At 44.9% G+C, this 18,925-nt stretch carries 21 protein-coding genes and 1 riboswitch; of the genes, 5 read left to right on the top strand and 16 right to left on the bottom strand.

All coding sequences use genetic code 11. From position 1 onward, the window contains the following. Positions 1-8: 8 nt before the first annotated feature. The gene (locus tag H9630_RS09090; protein ID WP_191715202.1) at positions 9-884 is read right to left on the bottom strand and encodes an STAS domain-containing protein; all 876 of its coding nucleotides are present in this window, start codon (positions 882-884) and stop codon (positions 9-11) included. Positions 885-1,173: 289 nt separating this feature from the next. Here H9630_RS09090 and H9630_RS09085 point away from each other — a divergent pair, with 289 nt between their 5' ends. Then, the gene (locus H9630_RS09085; RefSeq protein WP_191715201.1) at positions 1,174-2,367 is read left to right on the top strand and encodes a DUF3238 domain-containing protein; all 1,194 of its coding nucleotides are present in this window, start codon (positions 1,174-1,176) and stop codon (positions 2,365-2,367) included. Positions 2,368-2,724: 357 nt separating this feature from the next. On the opposite strand, the gene H9630_RS09080 is transcribed toward H9630_RS09085, so the two are convergent. From H9630_RS09080 to H9630_RS09060, 5 genes are all read right to left on the bottom strand, one after another. Continuing rightward, entirely contained in the window at positions 2,725-3,123 is a 399-nt protein-coding gene (locus tag H9630_RS09080; protein ID WP_191715200.1) for a thiol-disulfide oxidoreductase DCC family protein, read from the bottom strand. 56 nt (positions 3,124-3,179) lie between these two features. Further along, on the bottom strand, positions 3,180-3,542 hold the full coding sequence (locus H9630_RS09075; RefSeq protein WP_191715199.1) for a nuclear transport factor 2 family protein: 363 nt from the start codon (positions 3,540-3,542) through the stop codon (positions 3,180-3,182). Between the two features lie 76 nt (positions 3,543-3,618). After that, the gene (locus H9630_RS09070; RefSeq protein ID WP_191715198.1) at positions 3,619-4,146 is read right to left on the bottom strand and encodes a TraR/DksA C4-type zinc finger protein; all 528 of its coding nucleotides are present in this window, start codon (positions 4,144-4,146) and stop codon (positions 3,619-3,621) included. Positions 4,147-4,240: 94 nt separating this feature from the next. Continuing rightward, the gene (locus H9630_RS09065; RefSeq protein ID WP_191715197.1) at positions 4,241-5,176 is read right to left on the bottom strand and encodes a phosphotransferase family protein; all 936 of its coding nucleotides are present in this window, start codon (positions 5,174-5,176) and stop codon (positions 4,241-4,243) included. Positions 5,177-5,323: 147 nt separating this feature from the next. Next, the gene (locus tag H9630_RS09060; RefSeq protein WP_191715196.1) at positions 5,324-6,232 is read right to left on the bottom strand and encodes a cation diffusion facilitator family transporter; all 909 of its coding nucleotides are present in this window, start codon (positions 6,230-6,232) and stop codon (positions 5,324-5,326) included. Positions 6,233-6,337: 105 nt separating this feature from the next. Beyond that, a riboswitch (PreQ1 riboswitch) is annotated at positions 6,338-6,385 on the top strand. A 97-nt stretch (positions 6,386-6,482) separates the two neighbouring features. Between H9630_RS09060 and queF the strand changes: the two genes are divergently transcribed. Further along, on the top strand, positions 6,483-6,977 hold the full coding sequence (queF, locus tag H9630_RS09055) for a preQ(1) synthase (protein WP_191715195.1): 495 nt from the start codon (positions 6,483-6,485) through the stop codon (positions 6,975-6,977). 12 nt (positions 6,978-6,989) lie between these two features. Next, positions 6,990-7,643, top strand: coding sequence for a queuosine precursor transporter (locus tag H9630_RS09050; RefSeq protein WP_191715194.1), 654 nt, complete (start codon positions 6,990-6,992; stop codon positions 7,641-7,643). 42 nt (positions 7,644-7,685) lie between these two features. Here the strand turns inward: H9630_RS09050 and H9630_RS09045 are convergent, their stop codons facing one another. From H9630_RS09045 to H9630_RS09015, 7 genes are all read right to left on the bottom strand, one after another. After that, a complete protein-coding gene (locus H9630_RS09045) occupies positions 7,686-8,525 on the bottom strand; it encodes an endonuclease/exonuclease/phosphatase family protein (RefSeq protein WP_191715193.1) in 840 nt (279 codons plus the stop codon). A gap of 455 nt (positions 8,526-8,980) precedes the next feature. After that, a complete protein-coding gene (locus H9630_RS09040) occupies positions 8,981-9,745 on the bottom strand; it encodes a MerR family transcriptional regulator (RefSeq protein ID WP_191715192.1) in 765 nt (254 codons plus the stop codon). A gap of 62 nt (positions 9,746-9,807) precedes the next feature. Then, positions 9,808-11,553, bottom strand: coding sequence for an ABC transporter ATP-binding protein (locus tag H9630_RS09035; protein WP_191715191.1), 1,746 nt, complete (start codon positions 11,551-11,553; stop codon positions 9,808-9,810). A gap of 25 nt (positions 11,554-11,578) precedes the next feature. Next, positions 11,579-12,139, bottom strand: a complete 561-nt coding sequence (locus H9630_RS09030) for a GNAT family N-acetyltransferase (RefSeq protein ID WP_191715190.1) — start codon at positions 12,137-12,139, stop codon at positions 11,579-11,581. Positions 12,140-12,169: 30 nt separating this feature from the next. After that, entirely contained in the window at positions 12,170-13,387 is a 1,218-nt protein-coding gene (locus tag H9630_RS09025) for an MFS transporter (protein WP_191715189.1), read from the bottom strand. 134 nt (positions 13,388-13,521) lie between these two features. Further along, positions 13,522-13,833, bottom strand: a complete 312-nt coding sequence (locus tag H9630_RS09020) for a DUF3817 domain-containing protein (RefSeq protein ID WP_191715188.1) — start codon at positions 13,831-13,833, stop codon at positions 13,522-13,524. A gap of 134 nt (positions 13,834-13,967) precedes the next feature. Continuing rightward, positions 13,968-15,161, bottom strand: coding sequence for a class I SAM-dependent rRNA methyltransferase (locus H9630_RS09015; protein WP_191715187.1), 1,194 nt, complete (start codon positions 15,159-15,161; stop codon positions 13,968-13,970). A gap of 118 nt (positions 15,162-15,279) precedes the next feature. On the opposite strand from H9630_RS09015, the gene H9630_RS09010 reads away from it, so the two are divergent. Beyond that, positions 15,280-15,480, top strand: a complete 201-nt coding sequence (locus H9630_RS09010) for a hypothetical protein (protein WP_191715186.1) — start codon at positions 15,280-15,282, stop codon at positions 15,478-15,480. 58 nt (positions 15,481-15,538) lie between these two features. On the opposite strand, the gene H9630_RS09005 is transcribed toward H9630_RS09010, so the two are convergent. Next, positions 15,539-15,895, bottom strand: coding sequence for a SpoIIAA family protein (locus H9630_RS09005; protein ID WP_191715185.1), 357 nt, complete (start codon positions 15,893-15,895; stop codon positions 15,539-15,541). 32 nt (positions 15,896-15,927) lie between these two features. Next, entirely contained in the window at positions 15,928-16,284 is a 357-nt protein-coding gene (locus tag H9630_RS09000; protein ID WP_191715184.1) for a SpoIIAA family protein, read from the bottom strand. 241 nt (positions 16,285-16,525) lie between these two features. Between H9630_RS09000 and H9630_RS08995 the strand changes: the two genes are divergently transcribed. Beyond that, positions 16,526-17,188 carry a GntR family transcriptional regulator gene (locus H9630_RS08995; protein ID WP_191715183.1) on the top strand — a complete coding sequence of 221 codons (663 nt, stop codon included), beginning with the start codon at positions 16,526-16,528 and terminating at the stop codon, positions 17,186-17,188. Between the two features lie 99 nt (positions 17,189-17,287). Here H9630_RS08995 and brnQ read toward each other — a convergent pair whose 3' ends face one another. Continuing rightward, a complete protein-coding gene (gene brnQ / locus H9630_RS08990; RefSeq protein ID WP_191715182.1) occupies positions 17,288-18,658 on the bottom strand; it encodes a branched-chain amino acid transport system II carrier protein in 1,371 nt (456 codons plus the stop codon). Between the last annotated feature and the right edge of the window lie 267 nt (positions 18,659-18,925).

Genomic DNA, 18,925 nt, shown 5'->3' with positions numbered 1-18,925 from the left:
AGACCTCCTCAACGAAGGTCTGATTTTTCTTTACATTCTTTTATCAAAACAAATCCTAACTGCTTTAAGGCCGATTCAAGATTAGCTTCGATCAAAACGCCTTTCAGCGCCGCCGCAAAATGCGGAACTTTTATTGCCATGAACGGCTGAATGCCTGTAATAACTGGCGTCACGCCAATTATTTTAAGAATATTCACGAGCTTCAGCAAGTATTCCCCTACGACAGCGTTGATTTGCAGAACCCCTGACACATCAATGATCAAATAATCCATCGGTTCGTGGCTGCATTTTTCAAGTACATGCTCGATGATGACTTGCGCACGCGGAGCTGTAATTTCGCCGATTACCGGTACAATCGCCACTCCTTTTGTTACTGGGACGATTGGAGCTGTTAATGTCTGAATTTGGTGGTTCGCTTTTTCCAGTTCCAGTACATAGGTCAATAATGTCGACATCATTTCAAACGTATAGAGCTGCTCTTCAGAGAGCTTGTAATACTGATCGTCCAGTCCACATATTGTTCCGTAGACAGTACCATCGTTGTAATACACCGGAACACCGACAAACGTTCCTTGTCCGTAATTCGCCGCAATGCCCATAGAACGTGTCAGCTCATTTTCAGAAACATCCTCAATCACTAAAGCCTTCGGGCCGTGATTGATGCTCAAACTGCAGAAGGAATGAGGGAGCGGCATGGAACTGCCTTCTTCAATTAAGGCCTTATCGCTGTTGAGTGCTTTAATGATGTGATTGGTGATTCCGTCATTCTTCGCGATAAATAAGGAATTAATTCCGATCTGCTTGCTTAACAACTGAAGTATGTATGCCGCCGCTTCATCGAAGTTACTAAAATTACGCTCTTTTTGAGTGTTTTCCACCTTCATTCCCCCATCCGTTTTATTCAATCTATCTAGTGCAGTGAGCTAAATTCTAAAGCTATTACTATAGGAAAACGAATGCTTTTATTTATTTTTTATATCGATTAGGATTTCAGAAGTTATCCAACAAAAACCAGTTTATCTCAAATATGTATGAATACCTACCTTAATTATACAGTTAAACCCCATTTGTATATATTTAATTTGTGTAACAAATATCTTGGCCGCTTTCTCATGGGTTCATCTTTGTTTCAAAACGGGTATATGCATAACAATAGCATGTGGAGGTGGGAATATGGCAAATGAATTGGATATTTTGGTGTTGGAACAATCCGATACCATGATTTATTTCAGATGGACAGCAACAGAGGACGTCTGCCGCGTTAAGAAAGAAGATCAAGTCGTTTATACCGGCACTCAAAATTTGTTCAAGGACGAAGGATTAAAGAAAGGCGAATTGTACACCTACACCATTGAACGACTGGATTCTTCAGGAAAATGGACCGATAAAATCAAGTTGCATACCGGAACGGAAAACCGAAAACAAGACAGCATCAACCGTCTTGAAGAAATTGTCTTGACGGCGATTGTTTCTGAAAACCGGATTTCTTTAGCATGGGGAGAAATTGAAGGCATTACTGAATTCGACATCTATCAGAATGGCACATTGGTCGAAACTGTGGAGAAAAACCAATACACGGACCGGCAAGTGCCAATGGACCAGGAATTCACTTACTGGATCCGCGGCAAACGTCCAGTAGCCAAGTCAGAAGAAAGTTTTAGGAAAGAAAAGTTTACAGTGGCAAAAATCTTTGGTGCATTAAACTGGAATTCCTCACGGGATAAAGCAGCGATGGAAGATTTCTGGCTGACCAAAATAATCGCCCCATTGAATGAGTTATTGTCCGACAAAGAAAAGCCGAAAGCTTATCCAGTTTGGCACTTCCGCTATCATACGTTCCTGCCGGACCTGATATTGAAAAACCCGAACCTCTTGTCTCCTTTCCCATATTTCCAAGGAGATGGCCGAGACTTTGATCCTGACTCCCTTCATTACCGGACGCAGGTCAATTTCACGGTGGACTTGAAAGAAGAAGAGTCATCATTTGCCTACGATAAAGACGTCGGTCCGACGATTGGATACAATTGGCGTAAAAAGTTCAGCAAAGCGGATGTCGCCTCTGCTGAAGGAATCGAGTTGGAAAAGATAGAGGAAACGGGCCATAAAGTGTCCATCACTTTAAAACACAGCGTCGGCAATCCCATTACCACGTCACCGAATATCGATTACGAAGTATCCGCTGCCTTTTACCGGGATGGCACATATGACATCATTGGAATCCACGACCAATCACCAAACCACGAAGTGTATTTGAAGGACGGCGACGATGGCGAATGGATCGGAATTCACTTAACTGAAAGTGAAGGTCTTGCCTATATGGCCGGACCGATTGCCAGCCAATATTGGCGGATATCCAACTTCCATTAATATTGTTCCCATTATTCCCGTATACCCAAAGATACCCCGAAGCGCAGTACCTCCGCTTCGGGGTATCTTTAATTATGCTCTTTAAAGCTTCACGGGCGCTTGCGCTTTTCTTATTGTCCAGACTCCAGCGACCAGCTCTTTGGGTCATAAGCCAACCCGTGTCCAGTTGCAGTGCCTAGCTCTTCGGGATGTAAACCACTCTGGCTATGCAGCTGAAAACATGCTGCTTCGCCAGAGCGTCTTACACCTGTCAGAGCTGGATAGGCACTTCCACTTTTCGTGCTGTGCGGCTGAAAACACGCCACTTTGCTGGTCTGTCTTATGCCCGGCAGAGCTACACGGGCGCTTCCGCTTTTCTTATTTATCTAAAAATCGCTTGCGGATATGAGGCGGCGGCAACATGCAGCTGTCCAACTTGCCGAATACCTTGTAACGGTTTTTGGCTACGATATCATAAGCCCCATCACGGATTGCGCGCGGGAATGGTTTCAGGTAATAGGCCAATTTCCAAAGGCCGGTCAAATGATTGGAAATCATTAAAGCACCTTCGGATTTCACGTAAGCCTGACCATCTTTTATCAAGACTACGCTATCCACATCATCTGGCACTTTGTACTTCTTGGAAAGTTCCTGGCCAATTTCACTTTGCAATGAAGCAAATTGATAATAGCCGGCCGGGTCATGATTTATAATAAACTGAACGCTTGAATCACAAAAGTTGCAATCTCCATCAAATAACACAATGGCATGTTCCATATCTGTTTCCTCCTCCACCAAAAATAGTTCTGTTACCTAAATATCCTCTTTTTCCTTTATTGAAACACTTCGTTTGTCGAAACCGTTCCTTGATGGAAAAATAATTTCCAGCCACTTTCTCTTTTTTTCCAGACCGAACTGCGGTTGGTCAACTTTCCCGTCTTTTGATTATGGATTTGATACGTAGTCAAAACAGCAGCCGGACCCAGCTCATGTACGGTAAAAGATTTTATTTCCATCGGATCCGGATTTAAGGGATGGTCTTCATCGTAATGCGAGCGTTTAATCAGTCCACCTGAACTGCCAAATTCATAAAATTCGTCGTCCAGTATTTCGCCGAGCTTGTCTGTCGAAACCCTTACTTCCGGCTTCAGGTGGCTGGATTCCAATTCATAGAATTGCTGAGTTAATTTGTCCATATCCATTCTCCTCATCGCTCATTTCCCGGGAAATAAACCCCCTGGCAATAAAGGCAGGGGGCAAATTTACGTTATTTTATTTGTCGTCTTTAAAGAAATCCTGCGGATCTTCATCAGGCTGATCCTGCGGGGTGTCAGAGGAGCCAAAGTCTTCTACATCTTCAAAGCTGTCCTGGTAATCACGGATGCCATCGTCTTCTTTCTTGACTGGCTGTCCTGTAGAAGCTTGCAGCACATCTTCTTCCGGCGGACGGCTTTCCAAATCGACCTCCTGATCTGCATGATCGATGCAGGTCAATGCGGTCGGCAATGCTTCCAGCCGCTCGAACGGTATTTCTTTGCCGCATACCGAACACTTACCATACGTGCCGTCTTCAATTGCTGCCAAAGCCGTTTTCGCTTCTTCCAGCTCTTCCTCTTTAAACTGCGTCAACGCCATTCCACGTTCCTGGTCATACAGGTCGGTGGCGTTATCTGCAGGATGATTGTCATAATTCGAAAGTTCCGTTGTCTCAAACTCTTCATCTTGCTCAACGCGCTCTTCCAGCGATGCCACTTGTTCTTCCAATTGTTTTTTTAATTGCTTCAGCTGTTCATCCTTCATCCGATTTCCTCCTCAAAAAACTCACTTATCCTATATATTGCCTTTATCGGAGAAATCAAACCTGGAAGTAAACTGGTCGCTGCCGCTCTGCAGCTCAATAATCGTCGAAACGGTCGAGAAGACTCATTAAATAATCATCCAGACGGTGGCGGACTAATTCATCGGACAAGCCCTTCATGCCAAAGGCTTTCCAGCCGGGATACACAACTGGTGATCCATCCAATGTATCAATCAGCGATAAAAGGTCCCAATACGGATCATAAGTAAATGAATTCCCGGCATGTCTCTGGTAAGCCGCCAAAAAATCATTGGCGACTGAAATTCCGTAAAGCTGCGCCAAGTTGACACGGCAATGGCCTACATCAATTCCCGCCGGCCCCCGGCAAGCATTTACCCAGTCTACGATAGCGCTGATTTCTTTGTTTTCCCACAGTACATTAGCGGGATGAAAATCCCGGTGAATAAAACATTCCTGAGCTTCAGGGCGGCTTTCTGCCACAATATAAAAAGCACGCATCCAATCGTTCTGGATCTTGGACCAGGTCGGTTTTTCCAGCAAAAATGCATTATTGTAGGAAAAATATTCATAAGGAAAGCCCTCTGCCTTGGTTTGATGGATTTCAGCTAAAGCAGCTGCCAGGCCATCCAGCCATTTTTCATCGTTAGACGGCTGCAATATGACAGAACCAGGCACTTTTGTCATCAAGACTGCCGGCAATCCGCTTTTTTCGCCCGTTTCATCGTAAGCAAGTAAATGAGGGACCGGATGGCCAGCTTGTTCAGCAAACTGAAGGCTTTCCGCTTCGTGTTTTGCTAAATCCGGTTCTTTCTCCAACCAATCTATTTTATGGAAAAGCCGCAATACATACGAAAGCGAAACGCCGTTTTCTTCGACAGCCAGTTCAAACAACATGGAAGAAGTTCCGCCTGTCAGCGGCTTGACGCCCGTAATTTCTGCAGTGTTTCCAAGCTGTGTTTGTATCCATTGCAAAGCTTGCGTCTGCAATTCATTGCCATAACCTGCTGCCATCCTTACCGCTCCTTTCTGCCTACTATTTTAGCTCTAGTGTACCATGAACATCTAAGAGCCTCACTGTGAGATGAGGCAAATTGCCGAGAAAATCATGTTTTCTATCACTACAAATACCCGCTATTCAGACCAGCCAGCCGACAAGATTCAAACTTTCAATGAATGATGCATTGACTCCGCCTTTTCAATTTGAATAGTTGCATGTTCGATTCCACAATGATCATGGACCAGCTTCAATGCCTTCTGAAGGACCTGCTGCTCATCAGTATCTTTCGCTACATCGATATGGCAAGTAAATAAATCCATGCCCGACGTAATCGTCCAAACGTGAAGATCATGGACATCCAAAACCCCTTCAATTTCAATAAGCAATGCCTTCACTTCTTGGGCATCGATGGTGTGGGGCGTTCCTTCCATCAAAATATGGAGGCTGTTCCGGATAATGCCCCAAGCACTCCGCAAAATCAGTAAAGCAACAACTACCGAAATGATGGGATCCGCCACCGTCCAGTCAAACAGAAGAATCAATATTCCAGCCACTATCGCACCGATTGAGCCCAATGCGTCTCCAATAACGTGCATATAAGCACTTTTCATGTTCAAGTTGCCATGGACATCTGCGTTGCGGTTCAGCACCCACGCACTCAATAGATTTGCCAGAAGGCCGATGGCAGCAATGATCAGCATCCAGCCGCCCTCTACTTCAGGTGGCTCAACAAAACGTCCAATGGCTTCATAGATGATCAATCCGGCGATGATAAATAGAGTTGCGCCATTGATAAAGGCGGTAATGATTTCAAAGCGGTAATACCCATAGGTTTTTTTAGCAGAAGCCGCTTTTCCGGAAAACCAGATAGCGGACAAGCTGAGCGCCAGCGAAACAGTGTCCGAAAGCATATGTCCACTGTCGGCAATCAACGCCAGGCTATTGGTCAAAAGGCCACCGAAAAATTCCAGCAGCATGATGCCGGCTGTGATGCCGAGCGCCAGAATCAATGCTTTTTTGTTGCCGCTCCTGGCTGTTTCAAAATGGTTATGGCTATGATCGTGTCCCATCTTACATTCGCCTCCGTCGTCTTGCTGCTATTTTACCAAAAACAGCCGTTTGACAACGAATAGCAAGTCTTATACGATAGGTTAGTAAAAGTAAATAACCCGGCGACGGGAGAGGTTCATAGCATTTCACCCTCTATAAAAAACTATGGATTGTCGAAACTCAGCCAAATCCACATGCGATTTGGCTTTTTCTTTTGTCCGTTTTTTATAGCCCTCTTTCAAGTCGGCCATCTAAAAGGAGGCCGTTTTCATGGCAGGAAGAAACGAAGACACACTTGAGCATCTATCATTGCTCGGCAATCAACAAACCAAGTACAAATTTGAGTACGATCCGGATATTCTCGAACCGATCGATAATCTGCATACCCGCGATTATTTTGTGAAGTTTAATTGTCCCGAATTCACGTCGCTTTGCCCCCAAACGGGACAGCCTGATTTCGCCACCATTTACTTGAGCTTCATCCCTGATAAAACATTGGTGGAAAGCAAATCATTGAAACTTTACTTATTCAGCTTCCGGAATCATGGGGATTTCCACGAGGATGTCGTCAACATCATCATGAATGATTTGATCAAATTGATGGCCCCCCGCTATATCGAAGTATGGGGAAAATTCACGCCGCGTGGCGGATTATCCATCGATCCCTACACCAACTACGGAAAGCCAGGAACAAAATACGAAGAAATGGCATCGTACCGGATGATGAATCATGACATGAATCCTGAAACGATCACCAACCGGTAGGAGGCACCGAACATGCTGCTTTATTTGAACGGCGCCTTTGTCGGCTTATTGATCTTGTCGAATATTTTAGCAGTCAAATTGTTCAGCATCGGTGAATGGGCTGTATTGCCGGCCGCCGTCATCGTCTATGTCTTCACGTTTCCAATCACTGATACTATTGCAGAAGTATATGGCAAAGAAGCAGCACGGCAGACAGTCACCGCCGGTTTCGTCACGCAGCTTTGCGCATTGGCATTTATTTTCTTTGCCATCCATTTGCCTTCTGCTCCATTTTTTGCAGACCAGGCTTCTTTTGAAACCATTTTTTCTGCAGGTTTCCGCGTCACCTTGGCCAGTCTTGTGTCTTATTTCATCAGCCAGAACCTAGACGTCACCATTTTCCATAAATTGAAACAGCGTCATGGCGAGTCTAAACTATGGGTACGCAATAACGCCTCAACGATGACCAGCCAATTGGTGGATACCACTATTTTCATCACCATTGCATTTTACGGAACCATGCCGACCAGCGCATTGCTCGGGATGATTGCTACGCAATACGTGTTTAAATGGCTAGTCGCTGCTGCCGATACGCCGCTGGTTTATTTATTGGTCAAATTCTGCAGACGTGAACTTCAGTCCGGCAAACAAATTTATAACCACCAAAAAACGGAAGCTCTCCACTAGAGCTTCCGTTTTTTACATGTCTATATTTATAATGGCGATCGCTTAGACTTTGGCACGTTCTTTCTGGCTACGGCCTTTGACGCCCACTTTCACATCTGCCAGAACCATATCTGCGACAATCGGCAAATGATCAGAAACCGCTGTTTCAATAGCTGCTACTTGGACTACTTCTACATCATTGTCCGAAAAAATATAATCAATTCGCGTTGCTGGCCAAAAAACTTCTGTTGTCTCTTTGTCCACGTAAGGAGCAGGATATGTATAAGCATCCCCTCTCTTCATTTTCAGAAAAGCATCTCTAAACTGTTTGTTCAGCTTTTGCATGTGAACATTTGAAGATGGTGCGTTGAAATCTCCAGCGAGTACGCGCGGGAAACGGCTTTTCCCGGTAATCGCCAGAATTTCATCGATACTGACAGCCAATTCATCGTCCTTCAACGCCAAATGCGTATTGAAGACACTTAAGTAAATGCCATCTACTTCAATGACGGTCTCTAAAATTCCCCGCTGTTCGTTATTGCCGAACGGACAATAGACCTGTGTCAGCAGATGGTTCTCGACATACTTGATCGGATACTTACTTAAAATCACATTGCCGTACTGGCGATTCGGGCGCTCTGAATCTTCAGCAGCAAAATTCATGTTGGCACCATAGGCTGCATGCATATTCAATCTCTGGCTCAACCAATCTACTTGGTCCACAAACGAACTGCGGTCGGAAAAATAACGGTCAACCTCCTGTAAAGCGATGATTGTAGCACAGGAATCCTCAATGACTTCAGCGGTCTTCTCCAGATCTACTATTCCATCCATCCCTAATCCATGAGCAATGTTAAATGACATGACTTTCACAATCGGCGCTTTCTTTTTCGACCCTTGCATGCAAACCTCTCCTTTTCGTTTAAACCGAATCGTCGGTAGCAGCTTTAATTGGTTTCAGTATACCAAGCTGATAAGGATTAGCTATAACAGGGGTGTAAAGGTTTGTTAATAGTTTGTAAACCGGAAAAGCGGAAGCGCCCATGTAGCTCTGACGGGCATAAGACAGACCAGCGAAGTGGCGTTCTTTTGCCACACAGCTGGGTTGGCTTATGACTCAAAGAGCTGGCCGACGAAGCTGGACATCAAGAAAAGCGGAGTCGGCCGTCTAGCTTATTACAGGTTTATGCACGGTTGAGAAAATATGCGCACGCTTCATTGGATTAATGCACGCTCGATAGAACTTGTGCACGCTAAAGCAACTTTGTGCACACTCGGCAACATTTACGCACGTTCATTAAATCAAGACGAAAAAACACAGCCAACCCGATTCCGTCGGATTGGCTGTGTTTTGATGTTCACTGATTCTGCGCCGTGTAGGCAGCAATGGCATCCCTAAGGAACTGTGCGGCTCCCGGCTGTACTTTGTCATAGTATGCTGCAAACCGTTCGTCTGCCACATACATCTCCGCAAGCCCCATATGCGCTTCTTTGCTGTAGGATGGCCATGTAAACCCAAGCCATTGGCGATGCAATTCAGCCGTTTGCTGCGCCAGCTCGCTCGACGGATCGCCTGTTTTGACTGCCTCTGCTAAACGGTCCAACACCTCCTGTTCCAGAAGTGTAAACGCCTGGTATTTCTCTTCACTCATGTTCAGCATTTTGGCATTGGATTGATTGACCACATCGTCGCCGTATTTATCGCGTATTTCGCGGCCGTATTGCTGTTCGTTGTCATCCACCAGCTTTTGTTTAAACCCTTCAAATTTCTCATTATCAGCCATGATGCTTTCTCCTCCTTTTGCGGAAATGGTTTTTTCCACATTGATGATCAAGAGGTCCAATTGCATGCGTTTGGCGAGAAGTTTTTCACGGTGCTCTTCCAAAGCTCGGGAACCGTTGAAACCCGGATTATTGACAATGTTCTTTATCTGTTCCAGCTCCAGACCAAGTTCGCGGTAGAAAAGGATTTGCTGCAGCTTATCCACTTCCGGCTGCCCATAGATCCGGTATCCCGACGAGCTTTTTCTTGCCGGCTTCAAGAGCCCTATTTCATCGTAATAACGTAAAGCCCTGGTACTGATTCCTGCCAGGTTCCCGAGTTTTTGCACAGTGTATTCCATTTCTCCACCTCCTGATAAATCCACCATACACCTTGACGTTGCGTCAAGGTCAAGTGGTTCAGTCAAGTTAATTGCTGTTCAGCAAATTCACGGTAAAGTGTGTGTGAAGCGGTCAGTTCCCGGTGTGTTCCGATTCCTGTCACATGCCCTTTTTCAATAAAAACAATTTTATCTGCATCGACAATCGTCGACAGCCGGTGGGCAATCACCAGCGTCGTCCGCCCTTCCATCAATCGGCTTAATGCCTGCTGCACAATCCCTTCTGATTGGCTGTCCAGGCTGGCTGTTGCTTCATCCATCATGAGGATTTTCGGATCACGCAGAAACGCTCGTGCGATGGCAATCCGTTGGCGTTGTCCGCCGGATAGCTTGACGCCGCGTTCTCCGACTTCCGTATCCAATCCGTCGGCAAAGCTGCGAATAAAATCTTCCGCATAAGCCATGCGAGCCACCCGCCAAAGTTCTTCGGCTGGAATCGTTTCTGAATCCGGCAGGCCATAGGTGAGATTTTCCCGGATTGTGCCGCCCATCATGGCACTTTCCTGGGATACATAGCCGATCTGATCTCGCCAGGAAGCGATTGATATTTCATTGATGGGGATATTCCCAATAGAAATGCGTCCGGATGAAGGTTCGTAAAATCGCTCTACCAAACCAAACACAGTGGTTTTTCCGCCGCCGCTTGGCCCCGCAAAGGCAATCATTTCCCCTGGCTGCGCTTCAAACGATACATCTTCTAGAACCTGTTCCCCTTTTTCATAGGCAAAACTTATTCCTTCCACCTGTAGCGTTTTCCCGACAATATCCAGCGCGGGCTTCTGTTGCTGTTCTTCCAAAGGCAACTCTAAAATTCCAATGATTCGTTCAGTAGCGCCTTTGGCTTTTTGAAGCTCCGTAAAAAACCGAGCAAAGGTTGCCATCGGAACAATAATCTGAAAGAGATACAATAGAAACGCCACCAACGATCCCGTCGACATTTCGCCATTGGCCACACGGATCCCGCCATAGCCGATAATCGATACAATAACTACCATAACCACCAGGTACATCAAAGGCGCAATCAACGCATAGATTTTCGCTTCTTTCATACCAAGAGCAAATAACTTTTGAATGCCTTGTACCCCTTTGGTTTCTTCAATCTCTTCAGCTGTTGAAGATTTCATTAAACGGATTTCTCCTAAAGTCTGCTGGACATGACCTGTAAACTGAGCGGTTTCATCCTGCAGGTTCCGTGAAATCTTGGCCATTTGGCGGCCTAGGGGAATCATCACAGCAATCGTCAGCGGTACCGACAGCATCATGACCAAGGTCATTTTCCAATCTAGAATGATTAAAATAATCACTGCCCCGATAATTGAAATAATTCCTGTGATGAAGGACGGGAAGTGGTCTGTGATTAAATTTCGGACGATCCCTGTATCATTCACCACACGGCTGACCGTTTCGCCGCTCGAGTGCTGATCGAAATAACTGACTCGCAAGCGGATCAATTGGGCCCACATCCGTTCTCTCAAACCAGCGACCACTCGCTGCCCGACCATGCTCAGCAAGTAAATCGAAATCCCATTGATGACGGCTTGAATAATAAATGCCACAGCGATTCCGATAATCAGCGGCACACTCAACGATTCAAAGGAAAAGCCATCAACCAGGTTTTTTGTCAACAGCGGCACTACAAGGCCCACAAGTGTGGTGATCAAACTCGCAAGCAACCCGATTGTCAGCGCAAGCTTTGGAATCTTCAGGGACAACAACAACGAAATGAATGGTTTCAGACCGGCGTCTTGATTTTTGTCTTTCTTCTTCATCTTTAAAGCCCCTATTCGTTTTGGGTTAAGTGAATTTAGCGTAAATGCATGTATCCGTTAACCTTTTGCCATCTACTGATCGTTCATCGTTGTGCAAAACACCTTCCAGAACAAAGCCCAGTTTTTCTGGAATCGCTCGGCTTTTCCGGTTTTCTGCGTCACATTGAATTTCAAGGCGCTTGCATTTAAAAGTTGAGAAAGCCAATTCAGTCAACGCAGAAACCGCTTCTGCCATATAGCCTTTTCCAGTAGCTCTCGAGTCCAGCCAATAGCCGATCTCCATTTTTGGCACATCCCATTCAATGGCATGGAAGCCAGTAGAGCCGATAAAGCGTCCTGTTTCTTTATCAAAAACCAGGTAACGCAAAACTTCCTTTTTTATAAAGTTCAAGTGCGCCTCCAGCTGATTGATTTCCGTGTCCTCCGGAGAAGGTTCTGCCTGCGCAAACCCAAGCCATGGCTTTAAGTCATCAAGTGAGGCCTGGATTGCTGCATTCACAACTTTTCCATCTCCAGGCATCGGCATCCGCAAAAGCAAACGCTCCGTTCTTATTGCTGTTGGCACTTCCGGCAAGTTTATCGTCATACAACATTCTCCTTTGCTTAAGTTTTGCATTTATGAAGCAGCGACTATTTTTCGGTCACGCGGCAGCCATAGGCCAACTATTCCAATAATCGGCAGGAACGAAACGACGATCATGGTTTCGTAGACACCGATGGCATCCATTAAAATCCCAATGACCACTGCGCCGATTGCGCCCATCCCGAAGGCCAAACCAACCGTTAAACCAGCCATCGTGCCAATTTTGCTCGGCACAAGCTCTTGCGCGTAGACAACCGTAACGGAAAAACTCAACATAATGAAAAAACCGATCAATGCCAGGAAAATCAGTACAGCGTATAGCGGAACATACGGCAGGAAAGCGGCCAGCGGGATCGGCACCAAAATGGAAAGAAGAATGACGTTCTTCCGTCCAATTTTGTCTGCCATAGGCCCTCCGAAAAACGTGCCTGCTGCCCCGACGCCAAGGAACAGGAAGACATACAGCTGTCCCTGCTGGATTGTCAGCCCGTAAGACTCGATCAAATGGAATATGTAAAAGCTCGTCATATTGGTGACGTAGAATGAACGGGCGAAAATAATGATCATCAAAAGCGCCAACGCCACGCCCACTTGTTTTTTGGTCATCTCAGGCAATGAAGACAATAATACTTTCTTCACTTTCTGCAGCTTTTCCTTCTCCAGTTGCTGCTTATACCAAATGGAGATTTTCGATAGGATAAAAATGCCGATCGCTGCAACAAAGAGGAACAAAGCCGCTCCTATCTGGCCGAGTGGAACCAGGATGAATGCACTGATCAATGGGGCCAGTGCCTGGCCGGAGTTTCCTCCCACCTGATAAATCGATTGTGACAAGCCGCGTTTGGAGCCGGCTGCCATATAGGAAACACGTGAGCCTTCCGGATGGAAAACAGCCGAACCCAACCCCAGGAAAATAACTGAAACAAGAATCATCCAATATTCCGGCGCAAACGCCAACCCTGCAATTCCGAAAAATGAACTCGTCATGCCGAGCGGCAGCGCGTAGGGCATTGGTTTCTTGTCACTAATGAACCCTACAACCGGCTGGAGGACAGAGGCTACCATATTGAGTACAAACGCAATCAAACCCAGTTGCGTAAACGTCAAACCAAGATCCGCTTCAAGTATTGGGAACATGGCAGGAATCACGGCCTGTAAAGAATCATTCAGCAAATGGCAGCCGCCAATCGCAAACATCACCGGATAAACAGGATTTCCGGCTAAAGAAGAAGAACTTATCGCTTTCGCCATGATGTGACCTCCAATGCAAATCTGTAAATTTCAATAGTTTCATTATAGAGGAGTTGAACGCCTTTCGATAACCCCAAATAAAAACACCTGCAGGAAAAACCTGCAGGTGTTTGGTGCCCGAGTTACATCAGCAATTACACAGTCGCTATTTTCAACTGCTGCCAATTTTCAAGCCTTTTGTCTAAAATGAAATTGCCGAACGGCAAAAACGCTGAAGCGACGGCACCAACCGAGAAACGGAAAGGCCATCTGTAGATGAAGGTCATATAGACAGTCATCAAGATGTAGATGCTGAACAAAGCTCCATGGATCGGTCCGATGACACTGACGGCTTCCGGAAACTCAAAAAAGTATTTTAACGGCATGGCAATGAAAAGCAGAATCAATAGAGAGCTGCCTTCCAGCACGCCCATGAAACGAAATGTCCCTAACGCATTCTTAAACATTCACTATCCCTCACAATCTGCTTTTATTATAGAATTGCAGCAGATGACTGTACAGGGATTAAGGGAAGAAATGGAGAAGCGTTTCGCATCACCCGCAAATTTTCGTCACAAACACAAATCCCATTCTGGCTTTCTTAGCCCAACTTCACAAAAAGCACTTTCAGGTAATCGCCTTCTTTGAATTCCTTTTGCACACGGAAATCACTTGGCAAAGTGAATTCCTCAACGATGCTGTATTTCTTTCCAAGGTCTTTAAAGGCTTTATCGATAAACCCTTTGAATTTTTTCATTCCAAAAGAGGCACTGTTGGTCGAAGCAACGATGACGCCATTTCTTTCAGTAATGGCAATCGCTTCTTTCATTAAATTCGTATAGTCCTTGGAAGTGCTGAACGTGTATTTTTTTGAACGTGCAAAGCTTGGCGGATCCAAAATGACCACGTCGAACTTCAATTCTTTTCGTTTGGCGTATTTAAAATAATTGAACACGTCCATGACCAGGATGTCCTGTGTCTCAAAATCTATGCCATTGACACTGAATTGCTCGATCGTCTTGCTCGAACTTCTTTTCGCCAAATCGACACTCGTCGTTTTAGCAGCACCGCCAAGTGACGCCGCTACCGAAAAAGCACCGGTATACGAAAACGTATTAAGCACGGTCTTGCCTTTGGCATATTTCTGCCTGATGGTATTTCTGACATCCCGCTGGTCCAGGAATATGCCGGTCATCGCCCCATCGTTCAAGTAAACAGCAAAATTCACACCGTTTTCTTTGACGATCATCGGGAACTCCCCACGCTCGCCTGTCACGAAATCATCTTCTTCGATGTACTGGCCTTTTGTATCAAATCGCTTTTTCTGGTAAATGCCTTTGCATTCCGCGACATTCTGCAGCGCTGCAATGATCTCGTCTTTAAAGGTATAAACCCCTTCGCTGTACCAGCTGAGCAAGTAAAAGCCGGCATAATAATCAATGATCAGTCCACCGAACCCATCGCCTTCACCGTTGAACACACGGAAAGCCGTCGTTTCCGGATTGCTGAAAAATGCTTGTCTGCGGCCGATAGCTGCCGCCAGCTTGCGTTCCATGAAATCCTGATCGATGGTTTCACTTTCATCACGCGTCAAGATCCAGCCAAAACCTTTGTTTTGCAGGCCGTAATAGCCTTTCGCCAAAAAGCGCCCTTGCTTATCGGTCAACTTTAAAATGCTTCCCTCGTTCTGCAAGGCTTCCGGATTCTCTAAGGCCTCTTTAGTGATCAAGGGGTAGCCTTTGGCATATTCCGCCTTGTATTTATCCGTTACTTTAATTGAAATTTCCGATTTCATCGTCTCTCATCCTATCTGTAAAACACCGTTTTGCTTTATAATTAGTGTATACGATAGCTGTCCTGATTCCCACCCTGGCCATGTGATTTTTCCAAAACTGCGCATAGGAGGGATTGCCATGAAGCAGAAGTTCCATGTCTACAATATTTTGTTGACAACAGGGGAATACTTGGAGAACATCCGCATTGAAGGGCCTCTTGAAGACCATTTTTCCGGTGTTGCTGTGAGCCTTTTTCCTGTAGAAGATATGGATGGAAAAACAATCATTTTGAGCATTTTTCATATCGTCAAAGCAGATTTGATTCATGTAGAGGAATAACGTCATGTTTCTCCTCCTAAAAAAGCGTTTTGCACAAAATCTGCAAAACGCTTTTTTCCTATTCCTGAATCCAATTCCAGGCTTCGTTCATTTCATCCAGTTGAAAATGTTTGATTTCAAGTTTCGGAAGCAGGTTTTCCATTTCCGCTAAATGGCCCGGCATATGCGCAGAACTGATGACAGCGAATTTATGGAATTGATTCCAGGCATCCATATTCACTTGCATACTTTGCTCAAGCCCTGTGAAAGGAATGCCGTCCGTTTCGTTTATAATGGCATAAATATTGAACTTTCCCTTATCGGCAAACTTTTCCTGAATGATTTTATTGATCTTCAATGCATCTTCCTTTGTAGCCGCCCCTTCAAATTCAATCGCAATGGTCTCAGTGTCTTTACTCGGTACAAATGATAACATAGTTCTCCTCCTCTGATTAATAGTGGAGCTGATCAGCCTTTAATCCAGTTCCAAGCCTGCTCGGCTTCATTCGCTTTAAAATGCTTTGCTTCGATGCCCGGCAACAAATCACCAAGATCGGTGATGGTGCCAAGCCAATTTTTTTCGCTGACAACAGCCAACTTATTGTACTGGCTCCAGCGCTTCATATCGATTTTCGCTTCTTCTATCAATGCGTTGATCGTCGGCACCTTCACTTGCCCAATCACGGCATAAGCATTGAAGGGCTGGTCTTTAGAAAACCGTTCACTGATCTCCCGCTCCAGCTCTTGCAGATTTTCCTTGGTTATTGTTCCCTCAATTTTGAAAGCAATAGTCTGTGAATCCTGACTCGGAATAAACGTCAGCATCCTAATTCCTCCTCTTCCATTGGTATATCTGCTATTGCACTCCTTATTCCCTATTTGAAATCTGACAAACGAAAGGATAGAGGCATTTTGATGTCATTTACCGATATATTGCATAAAATATTTCATAGATAGTCTGAATTGGTGTATAATGGCATTAAGAGATATTCATTCATTGGGAGGTTCCCAATCCCATTGCGTGTTCCCGTGTCATAAATTTTGCAGTAAAAAAGGAGAGCTTGCAATGCCTATTCCCGTAAATTATACGAAGCCTGTCCGCGTCTCAGCGAAGGAAAGCGCTTATCTTCAATTGCAGCAGTGGATCATCGATGGCACCTTACAGCCCGAAGAAAAGTTGGTTGATACAGACTTGGCCCAAGCATTGAGTTTAAGCCGTACCCCTATCCGCGAAGCACTTCAATTATTGGAAGTTCAAGGATTTGTCGAGATGTTTCCCGGAAAAGCGACACGCGTCACGAATGTGAAAAAAGACGATCTCAAAAACTTATTGCCTCCCCTCGCTGTTCTGCAGGCACTTGCAGCAGAATTGGCCATTCCAAATCTTGATGAAGACACTTTCAACTTATTGGAAGAAACCAATGAGCGATTCATTAAAGCCATCGATAGCCAGGATGGATTTTCAGCTTTGAAAATTGATCAGGAGTTTCACCAGATCATCGTTGATACCGCTCAAAATCCATATATCCATACCATGCTCGGCAGCCTCCAATCACATGTCAGAAGACAGTTTTTTCATCACTCGCTGATGCTGACGAAAAGCTCATATGACGAGCATGTCCAGATTATCCAGACCTTAAAAGAGAAAGATCCGGAAAAAGTGACTCAGCTGATGAAATCCAATTGGATCCGGACCATCGAAGAATTGACTACCGAAAAAAGCTTTTAAATCAATTGAAATAAGCTGTTACAAAAGCCTCTTCGCTTTTGTAACAGCTTTTTATATGGAAGCCGATCCGATTTTTGGAACGGCCTATAGTTATTGATATTAGGCGTTGTTTTGAGCAACTTGAACTTTCACTTCTTTTTTGCTGCGTGCGATTACCGTGGTGACGGCAATGACGATCAACGCTGGCAAGAACCAGCCAAGCCCTTTGTCGTAAAGAGGCAGGACTGCGGCATAGAAGTCAATTACTGATTGAAGCAAAGCGGGATTATCGACTCCCAACGAAGAAGTTAGGGTTTTGAATCCATCAACGATGCTGATAAAGAATGTGACAACGATTGTCGATACGTACACCAACTGAGCATGTCTGAATAATGGCGACAAGAAAGCCAGGATGATCAAGACAATTGCCAGTGGATAAAGGAACATCAATACCGGGATTGAATAAGTGATGATATTCGAAAGCCCAGCATTAGTGACAACTAACGAAAAGACAGAGAAAATCACAACATACGTTTTATAGCTGATGGAAGGCGTCAACTTATGGAAAAACTCCGAGTTAGCAACAGTTAAGCCGATAGCAGTTGTCAAACACGCCAGAATGATAATGACGGCCAATAAACTGGAACCGAAATTACCGAAATAATGGCCCGAAGCGCCGCTTAAAACAGGTCCCCCTGTTTCCATCAGCCCTAAAGTTGCCGTACTTGTTGAACCGAGCAGAGCAATTCCTGTGTAGACGATGGCCAAAAGAGCAGCAGCTACAACCCCACTTTTTAAAGTCGCGGTTAAGACGCCTTTAGGCGAATTCACACCCAATTTACGGACTGCAGAAATGACAATGATCCCGAAAACCAAGGAAGCGAGTGCGTCCATGGTGTTATAGCCTTCAGTGAAGCCTGTAAAGAAGGCATCGTTTGCATAAGCCGGCTGTGGCGCTTCTTTAGCTCCCATCGGATTAACGAACGATGTAACCAATAAAACACCCAAGGTCACAAGAATCGCAGGCGAAAGGATCTTGCCGATGCTGTCGACCATTTTTGACGGATTCAATGATACGAGCAATGATATTGCAAAGAAGACTAAAGAGAAGACCAATAAAGCAATTGTGGCATTTCCTTCTCCAACAAACGGTGCAATTCCAACTTCATATGAAACAGCGCCTGTTCTTGGCAAAGCGAAGAAGGGTCCGATCGTTAAGTAAAGCATTGCCGTAAAGACCAACCCATAGACAGGGTGAACACGGCTTGAAAGATCTTGTAAGTCATTACTTTTCGAGTAACCGATCGCTAATATACCCAGCAATGGCAGACCGACACCTGTAATCAGAAATCCGAATATCGCGATCCAGACGTTTGTTCCTGCGTATTGTCCAAGCTGCGCGGGAAAGATTAAGTTTCCTGCTCCAAAAAACAGCGCAAACAACATCATCCCTACAACTGCATATGATTTAAACGACAATTTACTATCCATTCCTATTTCCTCCTAAATTCTAAATCCGTTGGCTCGTGTACTTGTATCTATAATTTTAGTATAATACATTCTCTTTTAAAAAAATGTATGCGATATATTGCATAAAGTAATAATACAACAATTAGCTTAAAATGCAAGCATTATAATCAAATATTTTTTTAAATTCTGTCTATTTCGAAATCCGGAGTTAAATGGTTATTTTTTCAGTATAGTATATATGCTTAAGAATGCATAAAAAACCGCACAGACTGAAGTTCTCCTGTGCGG

It is taken from the genome of Planococcus wigleyi (assembly GCF_014836985.1).
In the GTDB taxonomy this organism is placed as follows: domain Bacteria; phylum Bacillota; class Bacilli; order Bacillales_A; family Planococcaceae; genus Planococcus; species Planococcus notacanthi.
The sequence above is the reverse complement of the archived record's forward strand: the minus strand, read 5'-3'. Positions and strand labels throughout refer to the sequence as shown.